Source organism: Cyanobacteria bacterium FACHB-DQ100 (assembly GCA_014695195.1).
Taxonomy (GTDB): domain Bacteria; phylum Cyanobacteriota; class Cyanobacteriia; order Leptolyngbyales; family Leptolyngbyaceae; genus Leptolyngbya.
Genome location: JACJNW010000028.1, coordinates 296536 through 323148 on the forward strand (window position 1 = coordinate 296536; position 26613 = coordinate 323148).

The following is a 26613-nucleotide window of genomic DNA, read 5'->3' on the forward strand; positions in this document are numbered from 1 at the left end:
AATTCTATGTTTTACCGGATTTTAATCTGTACTGACTTCAACGATGGACTCCAACGACTGGTACATTTTGTCCCTCAGTTTGCCGCCAGCGGAATGCAGCAAATTGTATTTCTTCATGTCGTGCCGCTCTCAGAAGATCTCGGAGTGCCTAAGGCCAATGCCGAAAAAGTCGCTCGTGCTCAAAAACGGCTTGCTTCTGCACTAGAACAAATTCCCGCAGGAGTCGAAGTCAAAGTCGAAGTACAACCCGGACGCGCTGTAGATGTGATTCCCCGCATCGCCAAAACCTATCAATCCGATGTGATTTTGATGGGAACCCAAAGCCGTAACCTTTTCACCGAAACTCTATTTGGTAGCACCACCGCAGAACTTTCGCAGCGATCGCCCACTCCCCTCATGACAGTGCGCCCTCAACTGATCTCAGCCCTCACCACCGAAGAACTGACCCTGCGCTGTCAGCATCTATTCCGGGGACTGCTGATTCCCTACGACGACAGCAATGCTTCAAAGCACACGATCGCTCAAATTGTTCAACATGCCCAACCTGAAATCCCTCAGACTTGCTACCTTTGTCGCGTCATTGAAGAAGGCGGCAGATTTGCTCCCTCGCCTGCGGAAGAACAACGTTTAATCTCAGAAACCTTAGCGCCTGCTCAAGCCCAACTGCAAGCCGCAGGTATCAAAGCCGAACTCGAACTGCGTCGAGGAAACGCGATCGCTCAAATCCTACAGGCTGCTCAGGATAAAGATGTCAGCGCGATCGCAATCTCCTCTAACAGCAGCAATCGTGGCTTCTACTCTGTTCCTAGCTTTGCAGCAGAACTCTTACGACGAAGTTTGCATCCCGTTTTATTTTTTCCGGCTCCGCGTTAAGCCGTACTTCTGTCGGAATGAACCTGGGTTAAATCCGACAAAATTTTCGGCTTCATCCGCTCAAATTCAGCTTTGAGCAAATCTTTACTGACGGCTGCTTTGCCCACAGATGCCCAGGCTTGGCTGGCAAGCATCCACTCGCGAATTTGCGATCGTTGGGTAGCTGTGGTCTGTACGGGTATCACATAGGCGCAGTGGTGCGGATCTTCGATCGCGAAAAACAGAATGTAATAACTTTCCTTTTCGATCAGGAGACGAGTTAGTTTTTGACCTTGTTCGGTTTTCAAATCCAGAAAACACTTTAACCAGCGCGGGTTGCCGTCTTTATGCTGAATCTGATTGTAAAGCGCTGTCACCCAGAGAACCACAGGATGCGGCGATTGAATGCACAGAAACGTTTTGAAAAACTGATTGTATAGCCGACCGATTTGAATGTTCTCAATTTCCTGCTGAGGTAGCATCACCCATATCGTTGCTGAAGTGTCCTGCTTGGTTTCGAGAACGTGGGGAAAGACAATTTGCGCGATCGGCTTATCTTTGGGCCAAGCGGTGAGTTGGCAAGCATCATCCGCAGAGAGGCGATGTGTACTGCGAGTTAGTGTTGTAACGGGTCGTTTCAGCAACGCCTCACCAATGCGATGACTAATTTGGCGATTGGCATCGTAGCGCTGTTCGAGCGGCTCTAAAGCTTTGAGAATTTCTTCGACCGTTTGAGGACGATCTTGTGGCAGTTTGGCTAAACACCGCATGACCAGGGCTTCTAGTACCTTCGGAACTCTTGTGGAGGGATTTGCCTCGGCAAAACTTTTTGGTTGCTGAAAATGATGCGTTTTGTACCAACCGCCAAACGAATGGGTATCCGCTTGCAGCGGCATTCGTCCGGTTAGCATTTCATAAAACATCACCCCCAAACTGTAGATATCCGATCGCGAATCGAGTTCGCGTCCTTCCATTTGCTCTGGGGAAGAATACGCCAAAGTTCCCATGTAGGAACTGGTTTGACTGCTGTCGGCTTGCATCAATTTGGAAATCCCGAAGTCGAGAACTTTGAGCAATTCTCCGAAACCCGTGTCCTGTGTTACGAGGATGTTGCTAGGCTTGATATCTCGGTGAATGATTGGACAAAGAGCACCCTCGATCGCAATGCCCTGATGAGCGCAGTGTAATCCCGCACAAAGCTGACGCGCCAAACTGAGAAAGCGAGGAAGCGGTAGATTTTGAGCGCTAATCATTTCGCTCAAGCTATTGCCCTCTAAGTATTCCATTACGTAGTAGGGCACTTCTTGGTCATCGACTCCGTAATCCATCACGCGGACGATGTGCATACTTTTGGTGCTGAGGAGCGCACAAGTCCGGGCTTCACTCCGAAAGCGATCGCGCATTTTCCGCGTTAACAGCGTTTGCGACAGAAACTTGACTGCGACGATCACGCCGCCGAGTAGGACATCTTCCGCTTTGTATACCTGCCCCATCGCACCACGTCCGATCAGCTCGATCAGTTGATAGCGATTGGAGAGCAATTGTCCGATTCGAGGGTCAGTCATGCGGCGAGAGATTCAAGCAACGGATAACTTCAGTATGGACACTTGCGTCTTTGAAATAACTTGATGAAGCGGGGGCTGCCTACGTAAGTGGAGCAGCTTGTCGCTCTAGGGTGGCTTCCATCATGTTGGTCAGCGCGTGTCCAGTAAGCATCGTGCTGGCAAGGTAATAGCGATCGTCGCTCAGGCGGTAGAGTGTTTCAAATCCGCTGCGTCGCTGGCGATCGCCCAAAACCCAGTGCCGTTGAACGAGCGATTCAGGCGCAACCCACCCTTCGCCTTCGATGCGTCCCAGAATACTGTGCTGCAACACAAAGGTATAGCGGCGATCGCCCTGGTCAAGCCGTCCTCGATAGTGCAGGGTCATGTCTTCGCGATCGGGTGCTTGAGGAAACGTGAGTTTGGTAATCAGAGTGAACCAGTCATCACGGCTCCAAGCGACGATGAGTTTTCCTTTCATAGCGATCGGGAGTCCGTCACGCTCTAGCCAATTTCCCTGGAGCGTCCAGCGTCCTGGCTCCATTAAAAACGTGTGGTTCACGGCGGTTCTAGGCTAAGTGGCTCCCCATGCTACCATGCAGCGCTCTTAGGCTACGTGGTAGATTTCCCCTAAAAGTACGGGTTGCGGTGCGCCTGTGACCTCCGGGAGATTACCGGGAATTCCGCGATAGCGCCAATATGCCAGGATTGCAAATGCGATCGCTTCTTTAAAGTCGGCGTTCAGTCCAGCTTCGTCGGTTGTGGTAATAATGCTGTCGGGCAGGAAGGCTTGGAGGCGAGCTTTGAGGTAAGTGTTATGACTGCCACCCCCGCAGACTAGGACGCGATCGGGCAGTTGCGGCAGGAATGTTTTGTAGCTGTGGGCGATCGAGGCAGCGGTGAATTCGGTCAGGGTTGCCAAAATGTCAGCCTGACTTAGACCTGCGGCATCGGCTAAACAAGCGTTGAGATAGTCTTGTCCAAAGTGTTCTCGTCCGGTAGATTTGGGCGGCGGCTGCTGAAAAAAGTCTTGCTGTAACCAGCGATCGACGAGTTCTTGATTTGGGGTGCCGCTAGCCGCCCAAGCGCCATCGCGATCGTAAGTTTGATCGGAGAACTGTTGGACTGCCAGGTCGATCAGCATATTTCCGGCTCCCGTGTCCCAACCCCGAATCGGTAGTCCTGATTTTACTGGAGGTAAAAAGGTGACATTGCCAATGCCGCCGATGTTTTGCACACAGCGATATTCGATCGGGTGTCTGAGTAAAGCGGCATCGATCGCGGGAACGAGGGGTGCGCCTTGTCCGCCGATCGCGATGTCTGCTGTGCGGAAGTTGCTGATTGTGGCGATTTTTGTTTGATGCGCGATCGTGGCTCCGCGTCCAAGTTGCAGGCTGTAGCCTAAGCGATTGGATGGGGGACGATGAAAAACGGTTTGACCGTGCGAACCGATCAGAACGGCTGGCGTTTGGTTGGTCTGAATTCGCAGGGCGGCTTGGGCGAATTGATCAGCAATTTCGTCATCGAGTTCGGCAAGTTCCGCCATTGATAAAGCGGCTCCACTGCAAACCGATAGAATGAGATCGCGTAACTGTGCTGGATAGGGATAGGTTTCACCTGCGATTAGAGTTGCTTGCAAGTCATCTGTAGAGCCAGAGATCTCAACTAGAGCGGCATCAATGCCATCGACGGATGTACCACTCATCAAGCCAGTTATACGCATGGGGTTTGCTGCTTAAAGGTCAGGATTTATTGTGGAGTTGAATGGTTGAAACCGCAATCATTTGCAGAATTGATTCCAGTTTGAAACACAAATTCCGAAATGCTCAATTCCGAAATGCTCAATTCCGAAATGCTCAATTCCGAAATGCTCAATTCCGAAATGCTCAATTAATGTGAACGTCCACAAATCAAATTGAGATTAGCGCCTGGGCAGACTAATTTAGAAATCACCTGCCATTCATTATGCTATTCAACTTTTCCACAGTGCGCCGATCGCATAGACACCCAATTCTGATCGCATCTTTAGCGCTTGCTGGTTGTAGCTCCAGTTATGCAGTGCCAAGTTCTGTTCAGCAAGCTTTCAATCTGAAGTATCCCGGCATAAATGCAAGGTGGGAAGAAAAGCCTTACGGTTATGAAGCAGTTTTTGTAAAGGATGGCAGGGAGTATGAGGCGGAGTTTTCTCGATCGGGGCAGTGGCTCGAAACGGAATACGAAGTGGGAGCCGATCAGTTTTCTGCGATCGTGCTAGAGCGGGTGAGACAGCAATATCCGGGGTATGCGGTGACAAAGCACGAAATTGAACTGACTCCGAGCGGCACATTTTATGAGGTCGAAATTGAGCGCGGTAATGAAGAAATAGAGCTTTATTTTGACGAGCGCGGTAATTCGATCAGCAATGCCAACGAGGATGCTTAGGATACGAGAGCGATCGTATGAAGGACGATCGCTCTTTACAGGAGCAGTAATTTGAATGCTCTAAGTTGTATACTCTGCGTTGATTTTCACATAGTCATAACTTAGATCGCAGCCCCAAGCTTTTCCACTGCCTGAACCGTTACCAATGCTTACAGAGATAATCACCGGATGATCTAACGATTGTCGATCGCCTTCTGTACTTCTTGCAGCTTGTTGCTTCAAATATCCACTCGCTGCTGCACGATCGAACGGTTGTGGTTGTCCGTTCTGCATCATCAAAAATTCACCCAGCTTAATTTGCAAGCCTGCTTGATCGAAGGTGACATCCGCTCGTCCGGCTGCACCCGCAATTCTGCCCCAGTTCGGATCGCGTCCAAAAATCGCCGATTTTACCAGCGACGACCCTGCGATCGTTCGCGCCACTCTCCGCGCCGATGCGTCATCGGCTGCACCCGAAACCTGCACTTCAATCAGACAGGTTGCTCCTTCGCCGTCTCGTGCGATCGCTTTTGCCAAATACATACAAACTTCTGTCAGCATCGCTTCGAGCTTTTCTGCTTCGGCTCCCGCTTCGGTAATGGCAGGTGTTCTCGATTGTCCATTTGCTAAAGCAATCAAACAATCATTCGTACTGGTATCGCCATCGACTGTGATTTGGTTAAAACTACGATCGGCTGCCCGACTTAACATTTGCTGCCATAGAGGAGGAGAAACCGCCGCATCGCAAGTGACAAACGCTAACATTGTCGCCATATTGGGGTGAATCATGCCTGAACCTTTAGCAATGCCACCGATGCGAACCGGACGATCGCCGATCGTCGTTTCGAGCGCAATCGATTTGGGGACTAAATCTGTGGTTGTGATCGCTTTGGCTGCGGCATCGTTTCCGGTTTCGCTCAGGCTTGTGACGAGAGTTGGCACTGCTGATCGCAACGCATCCATTTTGATGCGCTGACCGATGACTCCGGTGGAAGCGAGCAGAATTGTATCTGAAGCTAGATTGAGCGCCTGGGAAATCAGTTGGGCGCTTTCGAGCGCATCAATCATGCCTTGTGCGCCTGTTGCGGCATTCGCTTGTCCTGCGTTGCAGAGAATGGCGCGACAATTTGATTTCGTTTGCAGGCGTTCGCGGCAGTAATCGACCGGAGCAGCGCGGACTTGAGACGTGGTGAAGACTCCAGCTGCGATCGCATCGACTTCGGAGACAATCAGGGCGAGATCTGGTAAGCCAGAGGGCTTGAGTCCAGCCGTGATTCCTGCTGCTTTGTAGCCTTTCGGGGCTGTAATGCCGCCTGCGATTTGCTGCCAGTCTGCCATGATATCTCACCTATGTTCCTGAATCGCGATTATATCGGCAGTCGGGATGAGGGGCTAGAGGTTTAAACAAGAAAAAAGGAGGGTCGCAGTTCGCGAGTCCCCCCATCATCAGGGTGCATCTACTTATCACAGTATGACATTGACAGGGTGAGGGGTGAAACCCCTTCAGTGCAACTTCGTAAAATTTACACCTTATTTTGAAGCAGCTTCACAAAGATCAGTAATCTTACGCTGGGAAAAGCGGTGTCTATAAACTTGTAGGAAAACTCCATTTTTCCAGCAGTTCAGTCGAAAAGCAGATGCCATCGCCTTTTGAGCAAGATCGTAGACACCCTCTTCCCCCCTAGCTAGCTCACACTAGCGATGAGTTTTGCTTCTTCTTCTTTCGATAGCACTCGTCCTTCATCCTCGAAACCGGAAATCCGATCGAAGTTCAAATACTGATACAAGTCTGACGCAAACGGGTCAATTTTCTCCTGTACCACGCTCATGTACTCCTTGATCGTCGGAATTTTGCCCAACAGCGCACAGACTGCCGCCAGTTCCGCAGAGCCAAGATAAACCTGCGCCCCTTTACCCATGCGGTTGTTGAAGTTACGGGTCGAGGTCGAGAACACGGTTACGCCATCCTCGACTCGCGCTTGATTGCCCATGCAGAGCGAGCATCCCGGCATTTCTGTTCGCGCTCCGGTCGCCTGGAAGATTTCGTAGACTCCTTCAGCGCGTAGCTGTTGTTCGTCCATGCGGGTTGGCGGGGCGATCCAAAGCTTGGCTTTGGCGACTCCGGCTCCTTCGAGAATTTTCGCAGCAGCGCGGTAATGTCCGATGTTGGTCATGCAAGAACCGATAAAGACCTCGTGAATCGGATCGCCTGCACATTCGGACATCAGCTTGATGTTGTCGGGATCATTGGGAGCAGCAACGATCGGCTCTTTAATCTGATCGAGATCAACTTCGATAATGTCTGCGTATTCAGCATCTGGATCAGCTTGTAATAAATGCGGATCAGCTAACCATTCTTCCATGTTGCGGACGCGGCGGAGAATGGTACGAGCATCACCGTAACCTCGTGCCACCATATTTTTGAGTAGGGCGGTATTGGAGCGTAAGTATTCAGAAACGGTTTCAACCGAGAGCGCGATCGTGCAGCCTGCTGCCGATCGTTCAGCCGTGGCATCTGTGAGTTCAAACGCTTGCTCTAGCTGCAAATCGGGCAATCCTTCCATCTCGATAATTTTGCCAGAGTAAACGTTCTTTTTGTTTTCTTTGGCAACCGTGAGCTTACCTTGCTGCATCGCGACGTATGGAATCGCGTTTACCACATCGCGTAGGGTGACTCCGGGCTGTAGTTTGCCTTTGAATCGAACTAGTACCGATTCAGGCATATCGAGCGGCATTGCACCGAGCGCAGCGGCAAATGCAACCAAACCTGAGCCAGCCGGGAAAGAGATGCCAAGCGGGAAACGAGTGTGTGAATCGCCGCCTGTGCCAACGGTATCAGGAAGCAGCATCCGATTCAGCCAGGAGTGAATGATGCCATCTCCTGGGCGCAGAGAAACGCCGCCGCGAGAATTAATGAAATCAGGCAGCTCGTGATGGGTTTTGATGTCTACAGGTTTCGGATAGGCTGCTGTGTGGCAGAAGCTTTGCATCACCAGATCTGCGCTGAATCCGAGACAGGCGAGTTCTTTCAGTTCGTCGCGGGTCATGGGCCCTGTGGTATCTTGCGATCCAACCGTGGTCATGATGGGTTCACAAGAGGTTCCGGGACGAACACCGGGAAGCCCACAAGCTTTACCCACCATTTTTTGAGCCAGTGTAAAACCTTTTCCGGTATCGGCTGGCATTTGCGGACGCACGAACAGATCGGAAATCGGTAATCCCATTGCCGATCGAATCTTGTCGGTTAGCGTCCGACCGATCAGCAAGGGAATCCGTCCCCCAGCTCGGACTTCATCCAAGATCGTGTCCGGTTTCAGCGTGAAAGTTGAAATAACTTCACCGGATTCGTTGGTGATTTCACCTTTATAGGGATAAATCGTGATCACATCGCCTGTATTGAACTGCGTGACATCACATTCGATCGGCAATGCTCCCGAATCTTCTGCTGTGTTGAAGAAGATTGGCGCAATTTTCCCACCGAGAATGTAACCGCTCGATCGCTTGTTCGGCACAAACGGAATATCCTCGCCAATGTGCCACAGCACCGAGTTGATCGCTGATTTCCGCGATGATCCGGTTCCGACCACATCGCCCACATAAGCAAGCGGATGCCCTTTTTGTTTGAGTTCGACGATCGTTTCCAGCGATCCAGGTTGGCGCGTTTCCAACATTGCCAGCGCGTGAAGCGGAATGTCTGGGCGCGTGGTGGCGTGAGTTGCAGGTGATAAATCGTCAGTATTGGTTTCGCCCGGAACCTTGAACACCGTCACCGTAATTGCTTCTGGCAAAGGAGCGCGATTGGTAAACCATTCTGCCTCTGCCCAAGACTTCAACACGCGCTGAGCGTAGGCGTTCCCGCTCTCCGCCAGTTCTTGCACATCATGAAACGCATCGTAAACCAGCAGCGTTTTACTCAGAGCCGCTGTCGCTGTTTCTGCAATCTCAGGATTCGGTGACTTGAGCAATTCGATTAGCGAATGCACATTGTAGCCCCCCATCATCGTGCCCAACAGTTCAACCGCTTCTTTCGGTGAGACAAGTGGACTGGTGATTTCTTCTTTCGCGATCGCGCTCAAAAATCCTGCCTTAACGTAAGCCGCTTGATCGACTCCCGGCGGAATACGATCGCGTAACAACGAAAGCAGAAACGCTTCTTCACCTGCAGGTGGAGCCTTGAGCAATTCACACAGGTCTGAAGTTTGCTGCGGGCTGAGAGGGAGGGGTGGAATTCCTAAAGCCGCCCGCTCAGCGAGGTGTTGACGGTAAGATTCAAGCATATTCGGGTTGATTCGGTGTAGATCAGCAGCGTTATCACTCTATCGCGAACTTCTAGTCTAAAACTTCAGAGGAAGGATGCGGTAGAATGACTGCACTTCAAATCCTTTTCTGAACCTAAATTTTCTCCTGTATCAGCCCTTACGAAAGTTCTTTCGCAAATCCGTTAAGGTCACAAGAATGTGACTCAGGTTACACCTTATGCGTCTAGAGCAGCTACAGGCATTTTTAGCGATCGCAGAAACCGGAAGTTTTCAGCAAGCCGCCCGCAAGTGTGATGTGACGCAATCGACGATCAGCCGCCAGCTTCAGTCGCTGGAGGCTGATTTGGGAATGTCTTTGCTGCATCGGACGGCTCAGGCAAAATTGACCGTTGCAGGTGAGCGATTTTTGCCTCGCGCTCGCAGGATCTGTCAAGAATGGCGGAACGCGATCGCTGAGCTTGAAGAACTCCGGCTTGGTAAACAACCTGAACTTTGTATTGCCGCAATTCATTCGGTCTGTGCCTTTCATTTGCCGCCTGTGCTGCAACGCTTCTGTCAAGACTTCCCTGACGTACAGCTGCGGGTCACTTCGCTAGGGAGCGATCGCGCCTTGAAAGTCTTGAAAGATGGATTGGTAGATCTAGCGATCGTCATGAACAACCGCTTTCTCACGGCAAGTCCAGAAATGGTGGTGGATGTGCTTTACGATGAGCCTGTACGGGTGTTAATGGCAGCAGATCACCCTTTGGCGCAGTATCAAATGGTGCCGTGGTCGGAGCTAGTTCACTATCCACAAGTCGTGTTCAAAGATGGGTATGGGATGCAGCGCTTGGTGCAAGAACAATTCCAGCGCCAAGGTGCAACGCTCAAAGCGGCTTTAGAACTGAATACTCTGGATGCGTTTCGAGGCGTGGTCAGGCAGGGAGAATTGATTGCGCTCTTACCTCAAAGCGCCATTCAAGACATTCATCTCGATCCAACGCTGGCAGTACGATCGACCACTGACCCAACGCTCATTCGACAAGTCGTTTTGGTGACGACGCACGATCGACTTCAAATCCCGCCCATTCAGCGATTTCGGGCACTGGTTCAAGAACTCATGCAGCCGTCGTTGTTGGTACAGCTTCCAAAAGCGCTCGTCTGATATGATGTAACACCTTGCAATGTGCAGCCATTCATTTCTTGGGTAGAAGCTATGAGCTATGAGTTTCGGGACTTGCTAAAAAAGGTCGGCAGTGGAACCCACACAAACGAGAACTTGACTCGTCAAGAAGCAGAAACCGCAACTCGACTGATGCTGCTGCAAGAAGCAACTCCCGCCCAGATTGGCGCGTTTATGATTTCGCACCGGATCAAGCGCCCCACCGGAGAAGAACTGGCTGGAATGCTGGATGCCTATGATGCTCTAAGCGATCGGTTGCCTGCGATCGCATCCAAGATTCCCGTTACGGTGATGTGCAATCCTTACGATGGTCGATCGCGCACTGCTCCATTAAGTCCGTTGATTGCGCTGGTTTTAGCGGCGGCAGGCGTTCCGGTGGTGCTACACGGGGGCGATCGAATGCCGACGAAAGAAGGTGTTCCCCTGATTGAACTCTGGGATGGATTAGGCGTGAATTGGAAGCCCTTGTCGATAGCTCAAGTGCATCAAGTTCTAGAAAATACAGGCTTAGGATTTGTCTATTTGCCGACGCATTTTCCCTTAGCTCATGGTTTGGTTCCGTATCGAGAGCAGATTGGCAAACGTCCGCCGTTTTCGACGCTGGAATTGATGTGGAACCCTTATGCGGGTGAATCGCATTTAGTTTGCGGCTATGTCCATCCACCAACTGAAGGAATGTTCCGGGATGCGTTTGCAATGCGGGGAACGACGAACTTTACAACAGTGAAAGGACTAGAAGGCAGCTGCGATTTACCTCGCGATCGTACCGCGATCATCGGCATTGGTATGGGCGAAAAGTTTGAGCGCCTAACTCTAGTGCCGCGTGATTATGGATTTGCCGCAAGAGAGTTACCCCTCACCCCGCTCGATGAACTTTTCACTGAGATGCAGGCAACTCTTAAAGGCGAATTCTCTGAACTGTCGCAAGCGGTGATTTGGAATAGTGGGTTTTATTTGTGGCGATCGCACATCTGCACCAGTCTAGAAGCGGGATTTGCTCAAGCAAAAGCGATTTTAGAACTAGGGCAAGCTGAGCGGAAGTTGCAGCAATTGATTGGAGCGATCGCGAACCTGCGATCGCCCGCCTCGGTCAATTCGATCTAGAGTGCGCCTGCTGCGGTCTTATCCAAAACGCCACCTAGATGAGTTGTGATATTCATTGCCATCAACAAAGGAGTTGCATCGGCTCCTTTGACGTAATCGATCACGCTCACCGCACCGTTTCCTTGCTTAAAATTCCAAAAAGCAGCCGGAGTTAAGCCTGCAACGTAGCAGAGAATCGCTTTGTTAATGGCATCGTGAGCCACAACGAGAATCGTTTCTCCGGGTTGAGCCGACTCAACGATCGCATTCCATCCCGTAACGGCACGATCCCAAACCTGCTGTAAATTCTCACCTTCAGGCATCTGTACCGTTTCCGGTTTACTTTGCCATTGATGCAGCAATCCTGGATAACCTGCTTCAATCTCGGATTCAAATTTGCCTTCCCAAAGTCCGTGACTAATCTCGCGCAGATCATCGCGCAGCTGCAGTTCAACTTCAGGATGGTATTTGAGAATAATTTCTGCGGTTTCTTTTGGACGCGCCATTGAGCTACTGACGGCAGAATCGATTTGCACAGATTTGAGAAATTCTGCGGCTTGACTCGCTTGAACTCGTCCGTTGTCGTTGAGCGGTACATCAATTTGACCCTGAAATCGTCCCTGTCGATTCCACTCAGTTTCGCCGTGTCTCACAAGCAACAGACGAGCGCCTTTGTGATTCGGTCTCGTTTTAGGAATCGTTTCACCCAGATGTGAGGTGACGTTGAGCGATTCGATTTGAACTTGATCCCCCAATTCACCAGAGAAATTGAGAACGCTGATTCCACAGTTAGAAATATGGAAGCGCTGATAATCTGCGGGTTGAAGCCCGATCGCAGTATTAATCAAAGCCCGATTGATGCCACTATGCGCGACGATCAGAATCGTTTGATTCTGGTGTTGGGGAATGATCGATCGCCAAAATCGCTCTGCCTGCTCATATAAATCCAAAACAGGAGAAAGTTCAGCCCCATCCGGTAGCGGCATTCTGACCTTGTGCGGTTCCGAGTGCCAATGAGCATACATTTCCGGGTATTTCTCTGCAATTTCCGTAAACAGCAAGCCTTCCCAAATCTGAATATTAATCTCTTTGAGATCATCAGTCGTTTGAAGCGGAGGCGGATTGTCAAGACCTGCAAGAACAATTTCAGCCGTGCGTTTAGCGCGTTGTAAGGGACTGCTGTAAATCGCATCGAACTTCAAATCTTTCAGGGCGGTTGCAACTTGGGTTGCCATCTTTTCGCCCTTCTCGGTCAGCGTGGAGAGATCACAATGCCCCTGCGCTCTTTTTTCCACGTTATAGCTGCTTTCACCGTGGCGCACGAGAATTACACGAGTCGTCATAGAAGTTGTTTAGGGCAAAAAGTCAGCCTGATTTTATCGTGTTCGGGTAGCGAAAGTACGATCGTGATTCAGCGCGATCGCGCTCTGAGTTCCCTAGAATAACGGGAAGACACTTTAAGGGACTGGCATGACACCGAAGCGGATTTTATTGTGGGGTTTGACTTTAGTCGCAGTCGCGGCGATCGCGCTTGACCTAATTGGCAGTTGGAATCAACCTCAATTCCAAAGTCGATTAGAACTTTCTCAGACCGATTTGCTTCTGCAAGCGGCGCAGTACCAAGGCGATTCAAATACAGCCGCCCTCACCGATCGCAACCCCCAGAAAACCGCGCTGGAAGCGTATCAAAAAACGCGATCGTCCGTCGAAAAAGGAATTTCCACGGCTCAAACCCAAATTGAATCAGATTCCGATTCTGCTAAAGCCTTAACGACGGAACTTGCAAAACAAGTGACATTGCGCGATGAGCTTGATGTCAGAATTGGCATCCTCCAGGCTCAACAAAATCAAGTTGATGCGGCACTCAAAAGCTGGGCGAATCTTACCGCTCCGCAGACTCAAAAAAGCCGCAATCTCAAAATAACGGCGGATACCCTAACTGCACTGTGGCAGAATACATTGCCACCCAGAGCCGAATCCATTCTGAAGCAAAATCTGACAGGCTGGTTCCGCAACCGATCGCTCGAAAAACTCTACACTCTAGAACAGCGATCGGATGCCTTAACTGACCTTCGCAATGCAGAACAGCAAACCTCTCAACAGGCTTTAGTGAAGTGGGTCAGCGCTAATGCGGTTCCAGCGATCGCGCTAATTGTCGGCTTTGGGGTGCTGCTCATTCTAGGGGGACAATGGCTTTTCAAGCGCAATCAATCCTTACTCAAAGGAACGAATTCAGTGCGATGGGCAGTGCCTTGGGATTTTGAGATTACTTGGCAGGTGTTAGTTGTTGGATTCTTCGCTGTTGGGCAACTGTTAATCGGACAGGTGATTGTCCCGCTCGGATTGTTGGCGGCAAGAACAGCATTTCAGCTTGATCCGACGACCTTTACTGTGCGCGATCGAGCGTTTCTCGCTTTTTTCACTTATCTATTGCTGGCAGCAGGTGGACTTAGCGTTCTGTACTTCTCGATTCGGAAGTTTTTGCCGCTTGAGAACAACTGGTTTCGCTTCAGCCTAAAGGGTCGCTGGTTACTTTGGGGAGTGGGCGGATATGCCGCAGCTTACCCGCTAGTTGCAGGAATCTCCTGGATCAATGACAAAATTTGGCAGGGTCGCGGCGGCAGTAATCCGCTCTTGTCGATCGCGCTTGAAGGCCGAGATTCGATCGCGCTTGTTCTATTTTTTGTCACGGCAGCGATCGCGGCTCCGTTGTTTGAGGAAACGTTTTTCCGGGGATTTCTCTTGCCTTCATTGACGAAGTATTTCACGACTTGGCAAGCGATTTTGATCAGTGGCTTGATCTTTGCGATCGTGCATCTCAGCTTATCCGAAGTCCTACCTCTAACTGTGTTGGGCGTGATCTTAGGATTTGTCTACACGCGGACGCAAAATCTGATGGCATCGGTGCTACTTCATGCTTTATGGAATAGCGGCACCCTATTAGCATTGTTCCTACTTGGTAGTGCAGCAACCTAACCTCGCTTCCACCTCAGCTTGATTATCGCGATCGCCCCTAAAAACATTGCACAAAGGGCGATCGCGACGATCGTTTCTTCGATTCTGGGTGACAGAACCACAATGAAATTTTGTCCCTTTGTTACCGCTGCAAAACTCGAAACACAGAACGGCATCAGATACAGCCTGAACGCTTGCCAACGATCGCGCCTGTTTTGAGGAGAAACGCTGAGGAGCAACCCTGTTCCAATCACGGCGCTAATACCGATCGAGTTGATCCAGAGTTTAGGTGACGGATCGAAGTAAAAGTAAACCGTAACCAGATACCAAATGAGGTAGCACCAGAGAACCGCTTTACCGGGTTTGATTTTATAAAGATATTGAATCAATCCTTTCATTGACACATCTTGGTGGGCAAGCGTCGGCGATCGATGTGGATAAATTGTCGCATTAATCCTGCACCGTAAAATGCTTAAGTACTACACCGTGATATTACGGATACATTTGTAAAAATTTATGTAAGTAATTGATAAGCTTGGGGTACACTGCCAGCAGAAGACATGAGCCTCAAAAGGAGAAAGTATGACGAGTGGAACCTCTGGTGATGCAAGCAAGAAAATTGCAGCAGGCATCTGCGGTATTTTGCTAGGAAGCCTTGGCGTACACAAATTTGTTTTGGGTTACACAACCGAGGGGCTAATTATCTTAGCTGCAACCTTTCTAACCTGCGGAGTTGGTGCAATGGTGACATCAATTATCGGAATCGTAGAAGGCATCATTTACCTTACCAAGAGCGATGATGAATTTGTCAGCACCTACATCGCCAGCAAAAAAGGCTGGTTTTAACAGTTGGTTCTAACAAAGGTAGCTTTAACACAAGGGTAGCTTAGTAATGCAGTCTAGTTTTGACGATCGACATTAGGCTGCATTTGATTCTCTTTGGTCTTAACAATGCAGAAGCTTTCAAAATCCTCGCTGCTGTTCTTCTACGGTGTTCTGGGAATGGGCTATTTCAATGCCTTTTCCTCACTCGACATTAATCCAATTCTCAGAAATTACCTCATTCTCGTCCCGGTTCAGATTGGGCTAGTCGTCTATTTTCTCTGGTTCCGTCGCGACACTTTGAAAGACTAAACCCTAACGAGATTCAAAAAAAAATGACCAATCCGGCAAAACATCTTCTACGCTCAAGAAAGGAGATGTCTTTGATCGGAGCGTTGGATCTTGTCGCAAACCGTTTTACCCCCTACAGACGAATCAATCGAAACGATTACCCTTGATGTCACCGGAATGAAATGCGCCGGATGCGTCAAAGCGGTCGAGAAACAACTGACTCAACAACCGGGAGTCAAATCTGCCACGGTCAATTTGGTGACAGAACTCGCTACAGTCGAATGCGATCCGTCGATCGACCCTGATAGCCTCGCTCTCAAACTCACTGAAGCAGGCTTCCCAAGTCAGCCACGCACCGCAGAAAGTTCCGACACTCCTGATCTTACAGAACGCCGTCAAGCAGAAATGCAGCGGCAAACGAAACAACTCGCGATCGCCATCTTACTGCTCGTCTTCTCAACGATCGGACATCTCCACATTGGAATTCTTGGACTGAGTAATGTTTGGTTTCACTGTGGGTTGGCGATCGCCGCGCTGATTTTTCCCGGTCGATCGATGATCGTAGACGGTTGGCAAGGACTCCGCCGCAATGCACCGAATATGAATACGCTGGTGAGTTTGGGAACGCTCACAGCCTTTACCGCGAGTTTCGTTGCCTTGATCTTCCCGCAACTTGGATGGGAGTGCTTTTTCGACGAGCCTGTGATGCTAGTCGGGTTTATCTTACTCGGACGAACCCTCGAACAACGTGCACGCGGACAAGCTGCCGCCGCCCTTCAATCCCTTGCCGCCCTACAACCGCGATCGGCAAGACTAATCGGCAAAAATGGCGCGACTCAACCAGGAATCGAGATTCCGGTCGCTCATATTCGAGTCGGAGAATGGCTGCAAGTTTTACCGAGTGAACAAATCCCGGTTGATGGTGAGGTCGTTCTGGGTGAAACGACGATCGACGAATCCTTATTAACAGGCGAATCTATTCCCGTTCAGAAACAAGTCGGTGACCTCGTCGCGGCTGGAACAATCAATCAATCGGGCGCGATCGCTGTTCGAGTCACGCGAGTCGGCAAAGATACCACTTTGGCGCGAATTATCGATCTGGTCGAATCGGCTCAAGCTCGCAAGGCTCCGATTCAAAAATTAGCCGATACGATTGCAGGCTACTTTACTTATGGCGTGTTATCGATCGCGCTTTGCACTTTCTTATTCTGGGAGTTCATCGGCACTAAGATTTGGACAAATTTACCGCAGTGGACGATCGGTATCGAACATGCTCACGATATGGGCATGATGCCGCATCCCTCACCGATGCTGCTGAGTTTGAAGTTAGCGATCGCTGTCCTTGTCATCGCCTGTCCTTGTGCTTTGGGACTCGCAACGCCGACTGCGATTCTCGTCGGTTCCGGTATTGGAGCAGAGCGCGGATTACTGATTCGAGGGGGAGATGTCCTGGAGCAAGTGCATCATCTCGATACGATCGCCTTTGACAAAACTGGAACACTCACGACTGGAAAACCGGTTGTAACTGATGTGATCGAATTTGAAGGCGGTTCGGTCTTGCAGCTCGCTGCCACGGTCGAAAGTGGAACCCGTCATCCGCTTGCTGCCGCAATTCTAAAGGCTGCTGAAAACCTACCCCTACTTCCGGCACAAGATTTTTACACGCAGGCAGGATTCGGAGTTTCGGCAAAAGTCGAAATTGATTCGGCTCAGCAGCAGGTCTTTCTTGGAACTGCAAAATGGCTCGAAAATAACCACATCGCGATTCCCGAAACTGCTCGATCGCAAGCTGACCAACTTGCAGCCGCAGGAAAAACGATCGTCTATGCCGCCACCGAAGCGCTTATTGGCATTATCGCGGTTTCAGATGCGCTCAGACCGGATGCCCAATCGACGATCAAAGCGCTAAAAGATCTAAATCTGCGGGTCTTGATGCTCAGTGGCGATCGCACCTCAACCGCTCAAGCGATCGCGGCAAATCTTGGATTGTCTGATGTCTTTGCCGAAATTCCACCCGAAGGAAAAGCCAGCGCGATCGCCCAACTCCAAGCTGAAGGTTACTGCGTCGGCATGGTCGGAGACGGCATCAACGACGCACCCGCTCTCGCCCAAGCCGATGTCGGCATCGCGCTCAAATCGGGAACCGATGTCGCGATCGAAACCGCAGGAATCGTGCTGATGTGCGATCGTCTCAGTGATGTGGTTGAATCCATCCGCCTCAGTCGCGCCACCTTTGCCAAGATTCAACAGAACTTATTCTGGGCATTCGCCTATAACTTACTCGGAATCCCGATCGCTGCCGGTCTTTTACTGCCTGCATTCGGTATTTTGCTCAGTCCCGCCGCCGCAGGCGCATTTATGGCATTTAGCTCTGTTAGTGTTGTCACCAACTCGCTATTATTACGACGTTTTTCAAAATCGTCAGAACGACCAGAATCAGTTACATTGGGTGAGGCATAAACGATTTAATCGTCGATCGTAATCAGCCTGATTCATTACAATGAAACACCGAAGCACACCAGCTTGAGCGAATATCGATACTCGTACTCTGTTGCTTCGCGTAAACTAGACTTATCTTTTTTAGGATAAATCCTTCCTGCCGTTCACCCAATCCTTAATTCGAGTGTCAATGCCCTCAGAACCGCATCAAAACCATCTCATCATTATCGAAGATGATAAGGGTCGCCGGGAGTTTGTGTTAGATGCCCCGGTTTATTCGATCGGACGTGATGCCAAGTGCGATATTCGCTTAGTGTCGCAGTTTGTTTCTCGTCGTCATGCGACCCTGCTTCAGCTCCCCAACGAAGACGGAACGCATTATTACCGGATTGTCGATGGCAACCTCAAAGGTAAGCCAAGCGCGAATGGGCTTTTGATTAATGGTCGTAAACTGCAACAATGCGACCTCCGTAACCAAGATGAGATTGTTTTTGGCCCTCAAGTCCGCGCCATCTATTACTTGTTGAAGCGGGATGCGGTGCTGACGGTTCCACCCGATGAGTTTGATATTACCTTGATTAGTCCGAATATGGTTGGTGATCCAGAGGACGAAGAATAAAAAAACTCCGATCTTCTACTGGGGAGATCGGAGTTTTTTAGTTTAGAGAATTAGCCCGTTACTGTTTCAATCAAATTCCAGCCCTGATTTTCGCTGATCGCTTGGCTAACCAAGTTATACATTTTGCGACAGTGATTCTCAACTTGAAGCGGTAGCTCTTCGTTCTTAACAACAAAATTCATCCGAGTTTCTTGGTCGGTTGCCGTTGTCTTATCAATCAGCACCTCCACTGTAACCAGCTTTGGAAATGCCACTTTCCCTGGAATTTCACGCGCCATCATGTAGTCTTCTGTCGCGTAAATGACATCCAGGTTGCAGGACTTCAGCGTCTGATTCAACAGCGGCTGGAGATTCTGCATTGGGACTCCAACAGTGAATAGACAGGTGTAACGAGCCATAGCAAACCCCAATCTTGTGACAAGTGAATCTTCACTTTCTCCGTTACCAACCTACGCTAAAACGATGCTCTGGTCTAGGTATCTGCCCGTAAATTTTAATTCGGTCGCCAGACCAATACAGCCAGCAGTCTGCGTAGTTCTTGTCTAGAGCATGGCGCTCTTAGTGACAAGTCGTTCTAGCCCCTTTATAGCGGATAACCTCAAAAGTGATCTATTCTGCGGAGATCGAATAGAAAGCATTTAATTTGAAATACGCTAGAGGATCGGAACTGACGTGGGTTTAAGATGAGTGGAAAATTGATTGTCTTTGAAGGAATAGAAGGCTGTGGCAAGACGACGCAGCTTGAACGATCGCGCCAATGGTTAACCCGCAGCATTCCAGTAGAGATAATTTCAACCCGCGAACCTGGCGGAACTCGACTCGGTGGGGGCATTCGTCAGCTTTTACTGCACAATGACGAGGAATCAATTCACGATCGGGCTGAGTTGCTGCTGTATGCTGCCGATCGCGCTCAGCACGTCGAAACCTTTTTGCGTCCGCATTTAGAACGAGGCGCGATCATTTTGTGCGATCGCTACACTGATTCGACGATCGCTTATCAAGGTTACGGTCGCGGCTTGGATCGCACCTTGATCGACCAACTCAACCAAGTGGCAACCGGTGGATTACAGAGTGATCTAACCATTTGGCTCGATATTGATGTCGAAGTTGGATTCGAGCGGATGAAACAGCGAGGAAAGCGCGATCGTATCGAGCAAGCCAGTCTTGATTTTCATCATCGCGTTCAACAGGGATTTGCAGCACTCGCGCAGGAGAATTCCGATCGTATCGTTCGCATTGATGGGAGCGGCAGCGAATTAACGGTGGCAGAACAAGTTAAAGCTGTACTGAGTCAGGCACTGAAGCGCTGGGGGATGTGATGGAAACACGCGATCCGACTGCTGAGGAAATACTGAAACATTTGCGGCGAGCAAATCAGATTGCCGTGCGATCGCGCTCCTTTGGTCATCATCCGTTCGGTGGGATTCTGGTTGCTCCGGATCACAAAACCGTTTTGTTCGAGCAAGGCAACGTCAATTCAGTTAATCACGCTGAATCGGTGCTTATCCGAACGGCGTATCAAAATTTGAGTCCGGAGTATTTGTGGGATTGCACCCTCTACACAACGGTTGAACTCTGCGCCATGTGCGCTGGAACGCTGTATTGGGGAAATATTGAGCGGTTAGTGTATGGAATTGCGGAGACTCGGTTATTAGAGTTGACAGGCAATCATTCGGAGAATCCAACGCTAAATTTACCTTGTCGATCGATCTTTCAACAAGGTCAAAAGCCCATTCGAGTTTGGGGCGAAATTCCAGAGGTTGCAGAGGAAATTCTGGAAGTCCATCGCGATTTTTGGACTTAATACTTTGGACTTAATACACCGTTTCGTCTTCTTTGCGCCAAGCCGGATCAACGATGCAAATAAAAACGATCGCCTCATGCCCCACATTCCGAATGAACTGCCGCGCATTCGGCGGGATGTATACAGCATCGCCCACTCGAACTGTCTGCACCTCATCATCGATATGCATCTCACCCACGCCACTGAGAATGTAATACACCTCAGAAGTCTTGAGAGAATGCGGGATGGATACCTGATCCACCGGCACGATCGCATGAGCTAAACTGTAGCGCAGCTCAATCTCTTGCTTTTCTGGATGCAGCAATTCCCGCAGCAGCGTACCGTCTCCTGCGACAAACTCAGGACAATCCGCTAATTTCCTCACCAACATTAGTTAACGCTCGTAATAATCGGGGCAAGCGATCGCATCTTCGGAAAGCGCGGTCATCGGATGCACTGGACACTTGAGATTATAGTCTCCGGTGAAAAATTGGCAGTCCGCGCAGGGAATTTGGTGCATCTGCTTGGCTTGCTTCACCGTGTCTCGTGTGATCTCAAACGTCCGCCAAGCCATGCTCAAAACCAGCGCCCAAGCCGCAATAAAACAAGTCGGAACCAAGAAGGGCTGAAACCAATGAATCAGGCTCACTAAAACTTTAAAGAACATCTCACGAAATCAACCAGATTGTTATGGGCAATTTAGGTTAAATAATAGTAGACCCCTTGGCATCTGACCCCGGACTTACTTAAGGGTGATTTACCAAACTTGCGATTGCCCACTTAATCAACACCATCATGAGAGTTTCTCTGGCTGCTAGCCCCGCCCAATCCCAACAAACCCGCCATCAGCTTGCCAACCCTGAAGACTCCCTATCCTACGAGTTAGGCAAAGCGGTACAGGAGTTGCCGCCAGTCTATACCCGAGTCTTAGCAGGCAGCATCAGCGTTTTAGTGCTGGGAACGATCAACTGGGCGCACTTTAGCGAAGTCGAAGAAGTTGCCAACGCCACCGGGAAAATTGTTCCTTCGACTGAAGTTCGACCGTTTCGCGCTCCCAGCGTCGGCACGATCACAAGAATCAACGTCAAGCCAGGAATGACCGTTGAAAAAGGACAAACCCTGATGGAAATCGACCCAGGGGCAACCGAAACGAATGTCGATAGCTTGAAGCAGGACGCGAAAAAAATTCAGGAAGACATTCAGCGACTCGAAGCGGAGAGCCAAGGACAAGGCGCAACGGGAAATGCGCTACAAGATCAACTGACTGCCTCACGCCAGCGAGAATTTATCGATAAGCAAAATGCTGCAATTGCTGAAGCCAATCGTCAAAACGCCACGATCGGTGAAGCCCAAGCCCGTCTGGAGCGCTTCCAGGAAAACTTGGTCAATGCCCGCGCAACTTTGACAAACGCGACGGCAAGTAAAGCAGATGCTCGTAAAAACCTAGAAATTGCCCAAGAGCGACAAAGACGCCTCAAAACGCTAGAAGACAGCGGAGCCGTTCCGCACTTAGAATTACTGAACGCAGCGGCACAGGTGACACAAGCTAGCCAACAACTGACAAGCGCCATCAACCAAATTAACGAGGCGGAAGGTCAAATCACTTCCCTTGAAAGAGAAATTGAAGCGCAACAACAGCGGATTAATCAGGCTCGACAGGCTTTTGAATCAGCACGCAGCACCGCACAAGGACTCACCCCTCAACGTCAATCAGAGATTTTGACGCAGTTAAAACAACGCCGGGAAGAGTTGACCAAAAAACAAGGCGAAATTGCAGTTGCAACTCAGCAACGTAAAGACCGCGAATCGATCACGGCTCCTTTTGCGGGAATAATCTATAACCTCAAAGCTACAGAAGGATTGGTACAGCAGGGTGAAGAGCTCCTCTCGCTGCTGCCAAAAGACCGCGACTTGGTACTAGAAGTGAAAGTCTCTAACCAAGATATTGGCTTTGTGCGTCCGGGAATGAAAGCAAAAGTGAAGCTGGCAACCTTCCCGTATCAAGAATTCGGCGTGATCGAGGGAGAACTGATTTCGATTAGCCCAGACGCAGTGGTCGAAAGAGATGAAAACGGGCGCGAATTAGGACCTGTTTTTCCAGCAAAGGTGAGACTCGATCGTAATGCAATTCCCGTTCGGGGTCGCAATGTCGAACTTTCTCCAGGGATGGCAGGAACAGCAGATATTGTGACGCGCAAGCGATCAATTCTCTCTTTCTTGGTTGAGCCGATTACACGACGATTTAGCGAAGCCTTCTCGGTTCGATAGAGCGGAAAAAGATTGGGTGTTTTCGGACGCTCAATCTTTGCTGAAAAAATCTGATTTACACAACGTAATATTTCAGATATGCGCTATGATAGACCATAGTGTAGCGAAACGATTGCGTCTGACCACACCGCATCTTCGAGTGGTGAGTAAAGTGAGGAAACTCCGGGAGCGATCGAGCTAATTCTTTAGGCTTCGCTGCGATCGAAGATTTCTGTTTCACTTTCCTTACTTATCCGAAGTTCTACATGGGCAACAAGCCAACGATCGCCTTCTCTCATTTGGGCTGCGAAAAAAATCGAATTGATACAGAGCATATGCTCGGTCTTTTAGTCGAAGCAGGCTATCAGGTCGATGCAGACGAAGAACTCGCCGACTACGTCATTGTCAACACCTGTAGTTTTATCCAAGCTGCCCGCGAAGAATCGGTGCGAACCCTAGTGGAGTTAGCCGAGTCTGACAAAAAGATTGTGATTACAGGCTGCATGGCGCAGCACTTTCAAGAACAATTACTCGACGAATTACCGGAAGCAGTGGCGCTTGTGGGCACAGGCGACTATCATAAGATAGTAGATGTGATTAAGCGCGCAGAATCTGGAGAGCGCGTCAAAGAGGTTTCCGAAGAACCGACTTATATCGCCGACGAAACCACTCCCCGATACCGCACGACGACCGAGGGTGTCGCGTATCTGCGGATTTCAGAAGGCTGCGATTATCGATGCGCCTTTTGTATTATTCCGCACTTGCGAGGAAACCAGCGATCGCGCACAATTGAGTCGATCGTCCAAGAAGCGGAACACTTGGCTTCAGAAGGCGTGAAAGAGATTATCTTAATCTCGCAAATTACGACGAACTACGGATTAGATCTTTACGGAGAACCTAAGCTTGCCGAACTGCTTCGCGCTTTGGGCAAAGTTGATGTTCCCTGGATTCGGATGCACTACGCTTATCCGACCGGACTCACCCCTAAAGTAATCGAAGCAATTCGAGAAACGCCCAACGTTCTACCCTACCTAGATTTACCGCTCCAGCATTCCCACCCGGAAGTGCTACGATCAATGAATCGCCCCTGGCAAGGTCGGGTGAACGACAGCATTATCGAACGGCTGAAAGCAGAAATTCCCAATGCAGTGTTAAGAACGACGCTGATTGTGGGCTTTCCTGGCGAAACAGACGAGCATTTTGAGCATCTCAAGCAGTTTATTGGGCGACACGAGTTCGATCACGTTGGTGTGTTTACGTTCTCGGCTGAAGAAGGAACATCCGCCTACAGCTTGCCGAATCAACTGCCTCAATCGGTCATGGATGCGCGTCGAGATGCCTTGATGCAGCTTCAGCAACCGATTTCCCTCAAAAAGAATCGTGCTCAGATCGGCAAAGTTGTGGACGTGCTGATCGAGCAAGAGAATCCCCAAACCGGAGAGCGCATCGGACGATCGGCGCGATTTTCCCCGGATGTGGACGGAATTGTATACATCGAAGGCGATGCTCCACTCGGCACGATCGTGCCTGTGGTGATTGTCGATGCGGATGTGTACGACCTATACGGACGAGTTGCGAATGCTGCGGATTTGATCCAGCACTCCGCGCTCGCCGTTCCTGCTAGTGCTGTGTTGAAATGACGATGTACCCCGTTTGCTCTGAATGTTAGACCCTCACCGCTTCTAATTTCTTACCCCTTTCCCGCGCCTTTAGTGGCAATGTTGTAGGAGCAAATTGCTTCTATGTCCGATTCAGACGGCTTGGCTGTGATTGCAAAGACCGTCCCTGAGTTCGAGATTGTCGCTCCGGCGCAAGACCCTTACTTTTACTAGGAGACTCAATGACCCTTTCTTTTCATAGCCTTGGACTGTCTGAAGACCGGATTCGCCATTTAGAAGACCTTGGATTTACAGCTCCGACTGCAATTCAGGCACAAGCGATTCCGCATCTACTGGCGGGGCGGGATGTTGTCGGTCAAGCCCAAACCGGAACCGGAAAAACGGCCGCATTTGGTCTGCCAATTCTGGAGCGCATCGATCCCAAATCTCCGAATGTCCAAGCGCTAATTCTGACCCCGACTCGCGAACTGGCAATGCAAGTTTGCCAAGCGATTCGATCGTTTACCGACGATCGTCGAGTCAAAGTCGTGACAATCTACGGCGGACAATCGATTGATTTGCAAGTCGATCGCTTACGTCGTGGTGCTCAAATCGTTGTGGGAACCCCAGGGCGAGTGATCGATTTGCTCGGTCGCGGCGACCTCAGACTCAATGATCTCAATTGGCTTGTCTTAGATGAAGCCGATGAGATGTTGAATATGGGCTTTATTCAAGATGTTGAGAAGATTCTGAACCAAGCCCCCGCTGAACGTCAGACCACGTTCTTCTCAGCCACGATGGAGCCTTCGGTTCGCAAGCTGGTGACGAAATTCTTGCGATCGCCGATTACCGTGACGATCGAACAACCGAAGGCGGCACCCTCGCGAATCAATCAAGTGGCTTACACGATTCCACGGGGTTGGACAAAAGCTAGAGCCATTCTGCCGATTCTGGAACTTGAAGATCCAGAAGCAGCAATTATCTTTGTGCGGACTCGTCGCGCTGCGGCAGAACTCACCAGTCAATTGCAAGCGGCAGGACACAGCGTGGATGAATACCACGGCGACCTGAGCCAAAGTCAGCGAGAGCGCTTGTTGCTGCGGTTCCGTCAGCAGCAGATCAAGTGGGTCGTGGCAACTGATATCGCCGCACGTGGAATTCACGTCGATGACTTGACTCATGTGATCAACTACGACTTGCCAGATAGCGTTGAAAGCTATGTTCACCGGATTGGTCGGACGGGTCGTGCGGGTAAAGAAGGGACTGCGATTTCACTCGTGCATCCGCTTGATCGCCGCAAGCTGCGCGACATTGAAAACCATGTGCGTCAGCGCTTAGAAATCAAAGCGATTCCGACTCGTGCCGAGATCGAAGCTCGCTACTTGGATAAATTACAGTCTCAAGTGCGTGAAGCCTTAGCAGGTGAGCGTGTGGCATCGTTCTTGCCGATCGTCTCTCAGTTAGCTGAAGATTACGAACCGCATACGATCGCGGCTGCCGCGCTGCAAATGATCTACGATCGCACTCGTCCGGCTTGGATTACGATGGGCACTGATCCAACTCCTGAAGAGTCATCTGGTGGACGGATGAACGGGGGAGCTAAATCTAAGCCTGTGAAGCGATCGAGACCTTCGGGATCGTCGGGTCATCGTCGTCAGCCTGCTCAGTCTAAGTAACGCTTCGCTCCTTTGTATGATTAGAACTCCGACTTCTTCAAGAGGTCGGAGTTTTCCAGCTTTCGGACTCACACTATGCCAACTCTTTCAACAGATCTGCTTGCGTTTTATCGAGATATCTGTTCGCGTCCGCTGACGGTGGTTGATCTAGAGACTTCTGGACACAAACCGCCGCGGAGTCGAGCGATCGAAGTCTCTGTTTTGAACGCGAGCTTGAAAGATGGCATTCTCAATCAAGAAACTTATCTAATTAACCCTAATGTGGTAATTTCTCCGATTATCACCAACATTACGGGAATCTCTCAGGAGATGCTAGAAGATGCGCCTGCCCCCGAAGAGGTCTGGCTGAAGTGTTTACCTTTGCTAGAGCAGGGAACACTGACGGCGCATAATATTGGCTTTGACTATCCGTTTATTCGATCAGAGTATGCGCGATTGGGCATTTCGTTTTATCGATCGAAGTCAGAGCAGCTTTGTACAGTGAAGCTGGCGCGATTGATGCTGTCTGAGTTGCCATCCCGCAGCTTACCGAATTTAGTCAAACACTTTGAATTTCCGGTGGGAGAGTCGCATCGCGCTGAAGCCGATACGATGGCATGCTGGCTTTTAGCAGAAATGTTGCTGAAGCAGATTGCTAATGAAGACGATGAAACGGTTTTAACTAGAATCGGGCAGCAGCTTTTGTCGCTGGGCGATGCTGCAAAAATTATAGGGGGTTCCCACAAAACGGTGCGGACTCGGATGGATGTCGCAGGGATTGAACCTTATGTTTCTCGGACGGGTGCTCATCTGTATCGTCGTATTGATGTTGAGCGGATGTATTGGCAAAAGCATCAGCTTTCGCTCACTTAGTCGGTGAACTGAGTGCAATCGTAATGGCTTGTAT

26 protein-coding genes are annotated in these 26613 nt (G+C 50.1%); 16 read left to right on the top strand and 10 right to left on the bottom strand.

The window, feature by feature from the left end:
• Window positions 1–6: 6 nt before the first annotated feature.
• Complete coding sequence (locus H6F51_12565; GenBank protein ID MBD1823313.1) at window positions 7–873, top strand: universal stress protein; 867 nt, start codon at window positions 7–9, stop codon at window positions 871–873.
• Here H6F51_12565 and H6F51_12570 read toward each other — a convergent pair.
• From H6F51_12570 to H6F51_12580, 3 genes are all read right to left on the bottom strand, one after another.
• Window positions 870–2417: a serine/threonine protein kinase gene (locus H6F51_12570; GenBank protein MBD1823314.1), complete on the bottom strand. Its 1548-nt coding sequence runs from the start codon at window positions 2415–2417 to the stop codon at window positions 870–872. The two genes, H6F51_12565 and H6F51_12570, sit on opposite strands and share 4 nt — an antisense overlap.
• A gap of 79 nt (window positions 2418–2496) precedes the next feature.
• Complete coding sequence (locus H6F51_12575; protein MBD1823315.1) at window positions 2497–2955, bottom strand: hypothetical protein; 459 nt, start codon at window positions 2953–2955, stop codon at window positions 2497–2499.
• Between the two features lie 45 nt (window positions 2956–3000).
• A complete protein-coding gene (locus tag H6F51_12580) occupies window positions 3001–4116 on the bottom strand; it encodes an anhydro-N-acetylmuramic acid kinase (GenBank protein MBD1823316.1) in 1116 nt (371 codons plus the stop codon).
• A gap of 41 nt (window positions 4117–4157) precedes the next feature.
• On the opposite strand from H6F51_12580, the gene H6F51_12585 reads away from it, so the two are divergent.
• Together H6F51_12585 and H6F51_12590 are read left to right on the top strand one after the other, a co-directional pair.
• Entirely contained in the window at window positions 4158–4292 is a 135-nt protein-coding gene (locus H6F51_12585) for a pentapeptide repeat-containing protein (protein MBD1823317.1), read from the top strand.
• A 159-nt stretch (window positions 4293–4451) separates the two neighbouring features.
• A complete protein-coding gene (locus tag H6F51_12590) occupies window positions 4452–4814 on the top strand; it encodes a PepSY-like domain-containing protein (GenBank protein MBD1823318.1) in 363 nt (120 codons plus the stop codon).
• Window positions 4815–4874: 60 nt separating this feature from the next.
• On the opposite strand, the gene argJ is transcribed toward H6F51_12590, so the two are convergent.
• Window positions 4875–6131 (bottom strand): bifunctional ornithine acetyltransferase/N-acetylglutamate synthase, encoded by a 1257-nt coding sequence (gene argJ / locus H6F51_12595; protein MBD1823319.1) that lies wholly within the window; start codon window positions 6129–6131, stop codon window positions 4875–4877.
• Window positions 6132–6478: 347 nt separating this feature from the next.
• Window positions 6479–9070, bottom strand: coding sequence for a bifunctional aconitate hydratase 2/2-methylisocitrate dehydratase (gene acnB / locus H6F51_12600; GenBank protein ID MBD1823320.1), 2592 nt, complete (start codon window positions 9068–9070; stop codon window positions 6479–6481).
• A gap of 199 nt (window positions 9071–9269) precedes the next feature.
• Here acnB and H6F51_12605 point away from each other — a divergent pair, with 199 nt between their 5' ends.
• Both H6F51_12605 and H6F51_12610 read left to right on the top strand, forming a co-directional pair.
• Entirely contained in the window at window positions 9270–10196 is a 927-nt protein-coding gene (locus H6F51_12605; protein ID MBD1823321.1) for a LysR family transcriptional regulator, read from the top strand.
• Window positions 10197–10247: 51 nt separating this feature from the next.
• Window positions 10248–11318 (top strand): anthranilate phosphoribosyltransferase family protein, encoded by a 1071-nt coding sequence (locus H6F51_12610; GenBank protein ID MBD1823322.1) that lies wholly within the window; start codon window positions 10248–10250, stop codon window positions 11316–11318.
• On the opposite strand, the gene H6F51_12615 is transcribed toward H6F51_12610, so the two are convergent.
• The gene (locus H6F51_12615; protein ID MBD1823323.1) at window positions 11315–12640 is read right to left on the bottom strand and encodes a histidine phosphatase family protein; all 1326 of its coding nucleotides are present in this window, start codon (window positions 12638–12640) and stop codon (window positions 11315–11317) included. The two genes, H6F51_12610 and H6F51_12615, sit on opposite strands and share 4 nt — an antisense overlap.
• Before the next feature lie 127 nt (window positions 12641–12767).
• Between H6F51_12615 and H6F51_12620 the strand changes: the two genes are divergently transcribed.
• The gene (locus tag H6F51_12620; GenBank protein ID MBD1823324.1) at window positions 12768–14273 is read left to right on the top strand and encodes a CPBP family intramembrane metalloprotease; all 1506 of its coding nucleotides are present in this window, start codon (window positions 12768–12770) and stop codon (window positions 14271–14273) included.
• On the opposite strand, the gene H6F51_12625 is transcribed toward H6F51_12620, so the two are convergent.
• On the bottom strand, window positions 14270–14650 hold the full coding sequence (locus H6F51_12625) for a hypothetical protein (protein ID MBD1823325.1): 381 nt from the start codon (window positions 14648–14650) through the stop codon (window positions 14270–14272). The two genes, H6F51_12620 and H6F51_12625, sit on opposite strands and share 4 nt — an antisense overlap.
• A 184-nt stretch (window positions 14651–14834) precedes the next feature.
• On the opposite strand from H6F51_12625, the gene H6F51_12630 reads away from it, so the two are divergent.
• The 4 genes from H6F51_12630 (at window position 14835) to H6F51_12645 (ending at window position 18423) form a co-directional block, all read left to right on the top strand.
• A complete protein-coding gene (locus H6F51_12630) occupies window positions 14835–15098 on the top strand; it encodes a TM2 domain-containing protein (protein MBD1823326.1) in 264 nt (87 codons plus the stop codon).
• Between the two features lie 105 nt (window positions 15099–15203).
• Entirely contained in the window at window positions 15204–15386 is a 183-nt protein-coding gene (locus H6F51_12635) for a hypothetical protein (GenBank protein MBD1823327.1), read from the top strand.
• A 90-nt stretch (window positions 15387–15476) separates the two neighbouring features.
• Window positions 15477–17825, top strand: coding sequence for a copper-translocating P-type ATPase (locus tag H6F51_12640; GenBank protein ID MBD1823328.1), 2349 nt, complete (start codon window positions 15477–15479; stop codon window positions 17823–17825).
• Between the two features lie 169 nt (window positions 17826–17994).
• The gene (locus H6F51_12645; protein MBD1823329.1) at window positions 17995–18423 is read left to right on the top strand and encodes an FHA domain-containing protein; all 429 of its coding nucleotides are present in this window, start codon (window positions 17995–17997) and stop codon (window positions 18421–18423) included.
• A 50-nt stretch (window positions 18424–18473) separates the two neighbouring features.
• Here H6F51_12645 and H6F51_12650 read toward each other — a convergent pair whose 3' ends face one another.
• Window positions 18474–18821, bottom strand: a complete 348-nt coding sequence (locus H6F51_12650; GenBank protein MBD1823330.1) for a hypothetical protein — start codon at window positions 18819–18821, stop codon at window positions 18474–18476.
• A 285-nt stretch (window positions 18822–19106) separates the two neighbouring features.
• Here H6F51_12650 and H6F51_12655 point away from each other — a divergent pair, with 285 nt between their 5' ends.
• Window positions 19107–19742, top strand: a complete 636-nt coding sequence (locus H6F51_12655; GenBank protein MBD1823331.1) for a dTMP kinase — start codon at window positions 19107–19109, stop codon at window positions 19740–19742.
• Window positions 19742–20227 carry a nucleoside deaminase gene (locus H6F51_12660; GenBank protein ID MBD1823332.1) on the top strand — a complete coding sequence of 162 codons (486 nt, stop codon included), beginning with the start codon at window positions 19742–19744 and terminating at the stop codon, window positions 20225–20227. The genes H6F51_12655 and H6F51_12660 overlap by 1 nt, the downstream gene beginning before the upstream one ends.
• A 10-nt stretch (window positions 20228–20237) precedes the next feature.
• On the opposite strand, the gene H6F51_12665 is transcribed toward H6F51_12660, so the two are convergent.
• Together H6F51_12665 and H6F51_12670 are read right to left on the bottom strand one after the other, a co-directional pair.
• Window positions 20238–20597, bottom strand: coding sequence for a cupin domain-containing protein (locus H6F51_12665; protein ID MBD1823333.1), 360 nt, complete (start codon window positions 20595–20597; stop codon window positions 20238–20240).
• Between the two features lie 3 nt (window positions 20598–20600).
• Window positions 20601–20873 (bottom strand): hypothetical protein, encoded by a 273-nt coding sequence (locus tag H6F51_12670; GenBank protein MBD1823334.1) that lies wholly within the window; start codon window positions 20871–20873, stop codon window positions 20601–20603.
• 128 nt (window positions 20874–21001) lie between these two features.
• Here H6F51_12670 and H6F51_12675 point away from each other — a divergent pair, with 128 nt between their 5' ends.
• From H6F51_12675 to H6F51_12690, 4 genes are all read left to right on the top strand, one after another.
• Window positions 21002–22474 carry an HlyD family efflux transporter periplasmic adaptor subunit gene (locus H6F51_12675; GenBank protein MBD1823335.1) on the top strand — a complete coding sequence of 491 codons (1473 nt, stop codon included), beginning with the start codon at window positions 21002–21004 and terminating at the stop codon, window positions 22472–22474.
• 245 nt (window positions 22475–22719) lie between these two features.
• Window positions 22720–24093, top strand: a complete 1374-nt coding sequence (rimO, locus tag H6F51_12680; protein ID MBD1823336.1) for a 30S ribosomal protein S12 methylthiotransferase RimO — start codon at window positions 22720–22722, stop codon at window positions 24091–24093.
• 200 nt (window positions 24094–24293) lie between these two features.
• Entirely contained in the window at window positions 24294–25727 is a 1434-nt protein-coding gene (locus tag H6F51_12685; protein ID MBD1823337.1) for a DEAD/DEAH box helicase, read from the top strand.
• 75 nt (window positions 25728–25802) lie between these two features.
• Window positions 25803–26579 (top strand): 3'-5' exonuclease, encoded by a 777-nt coding sequence (locus tag H6F51_12690; GenBank protein MBD1823338.1) that lies wholly within the window; start codon window positions 25803–25805, stop codon window positions 26577–26579.
• The last annotated feature ends 34 nt before the right edge of the window (window positions 26580–26613 follow it).

Coding starts and splice junctions, on each gene's coding strand:
- H6F51_12565 (MBD1823313.1), top strand. CDS start 7: ATGTTTTACCGGATTTTAATCTGTACTGACTTCAACGATGGACTCCAA.
- rimO (MBD1823336.1), top strand. CDS start 22,720: ATGGGCAACAAGCCAACGATCGCCTTCTCTCATTTGGGCTGCGAAAAA.
- argJ (MBD1823319.1), bottom strand. CDS start 6,131: ATGGCAGACTGGCAGCAAATCGCAGGCGGCATTACAGCCCCGAAAGGC.
- H6F51_12685 (MBD1823337.1), top strand. CDS start 24,294: ATGACCCTTTCTTTTCATAGCCTTGGACTGTCTGAAGACCGGATTCGC.
- H6F51_12630 (MBD1823326.1), top strand. CDS start 14,835: ATGACGAGTGGAACCTCTGGTGATGCAAGCAAGAAAATTGCAGCAGGC.
- H6F51_12585 (MBD1823317.1), top strand. CDS start 4,158: ATGGTTGAAACCGCAATCATTTGCAGAATTGATTCCAGTTTGAAACAC.
- H6F51_12645 (MBD1823329.1), top strand. CDS start 17,995: ATGCCCTCAGAACCGCATCAAAACCATCTCATCATTATCGAAGATGAT.
- H6F51_12675 (MBD1823335.1), top strand. CDS start 21,002: ATGAGAGTTTCTCTGGCTGCTAGCCCCGCCCAATCCCAACAAACCCGC.
- H6F51_12570 (MBD1823314.1), bottom strand. CDS start 2,417: ATGACTGACCCTCGAATCGGACAATTGCTCTCCAATCGCTATCAACTG.
- H6F51_12635 (MBD1823327.1), top strand. CDS start 15,204: ATGCAGAAGCTTTCAAAATCCTCGCTGCTGTTCTTCTACGGTGTTCTG.
- H6F51_12580 (MBD1823316.1), bottom strand. CDS start 4,116: ATGCGTATAACTGGCTTGATGAGTGGTACATCCGTCGATGGCATTGAT.
- H6F51_12615 (MBD1823323.1), bottom strand. CDS start 12,640: ATGACGACTCGTGTAATTCTCGTGCGCCACGGTGAAAGCAGCTATAAC.
- acnB (MBD1823320.1), bottom strand. CDS start 9,070: ATGCTTGAATCTTACCGTCAACACCTCGCTGAGCGGGCGGCTTTAGGA.
- H6F51_12655 (MBD1823331.1), top strand. CDS start 19,107: ATGAGTGGAAAATTGATTGTCTTTGAAGGAATAGAAGGCTGTGGCAAG.
- H6F51_12665 (MBD1823333.1), bottom strand. CDS start 20,597: ATGTTGGTGAGGAAATTAGCGGATTGTCCTGAGTTTGTCGCAGGAGAC.
- H6F51_12660 (MBD1823332.1), top strand. CDS start 19,742: ATGGAAACACGCGATCCGACTGCTGAGGAAATACTGAAACATTTGCGG.
- H6F51_12650 (MBD1823330.1), bottom strand. CDS start 18,821: ATGGCTCGTTACACCTGTCTATTCACTGTTGGAGTCCCAATGCAGAAT.
- H6F51_12610 (MBD1823322.1), top strand. CDS start 10,248: ATGAGCTATGAGTTTCGGGACTTGCTAAAAAAGGTCGGCAGTGGAACC.
- H6F51_12605 (MBD1823321.1), top strand. CDS start 9,270: ATGCGTCTAGAGCAGCTACAGGCATTTTTAGCGATCGCAGAAACCGGA.
- H6F51_12670 (MBD1823334.1), bottom strand. CDS start 20,873: ATGTTCTTTAAAGTTTTAGTGAGCCTGATTCATTGGTTTCAGCCCTTC.
- H6F51_12620 (MBD1823324.1), top strand. CDS start 12,768: ATGACACCGAAGCGGATTTTATTGTGGGGTTTGACTTTAGTCGCAGTC.
- H6F51_12690 (MBD1823338.1), top strand. CDS start 25,803: ATGCCAACTCTTTCAACAGATCTGCTTGCGTTTTATCGAGATATCTGT.
- H6F51_12625 (MBD1823325.1), bottom strand. CDS start 14,650: ATGAAAGGATTGATTCAATATCTTTATAAAATCAAACCCGGTAAAGCG.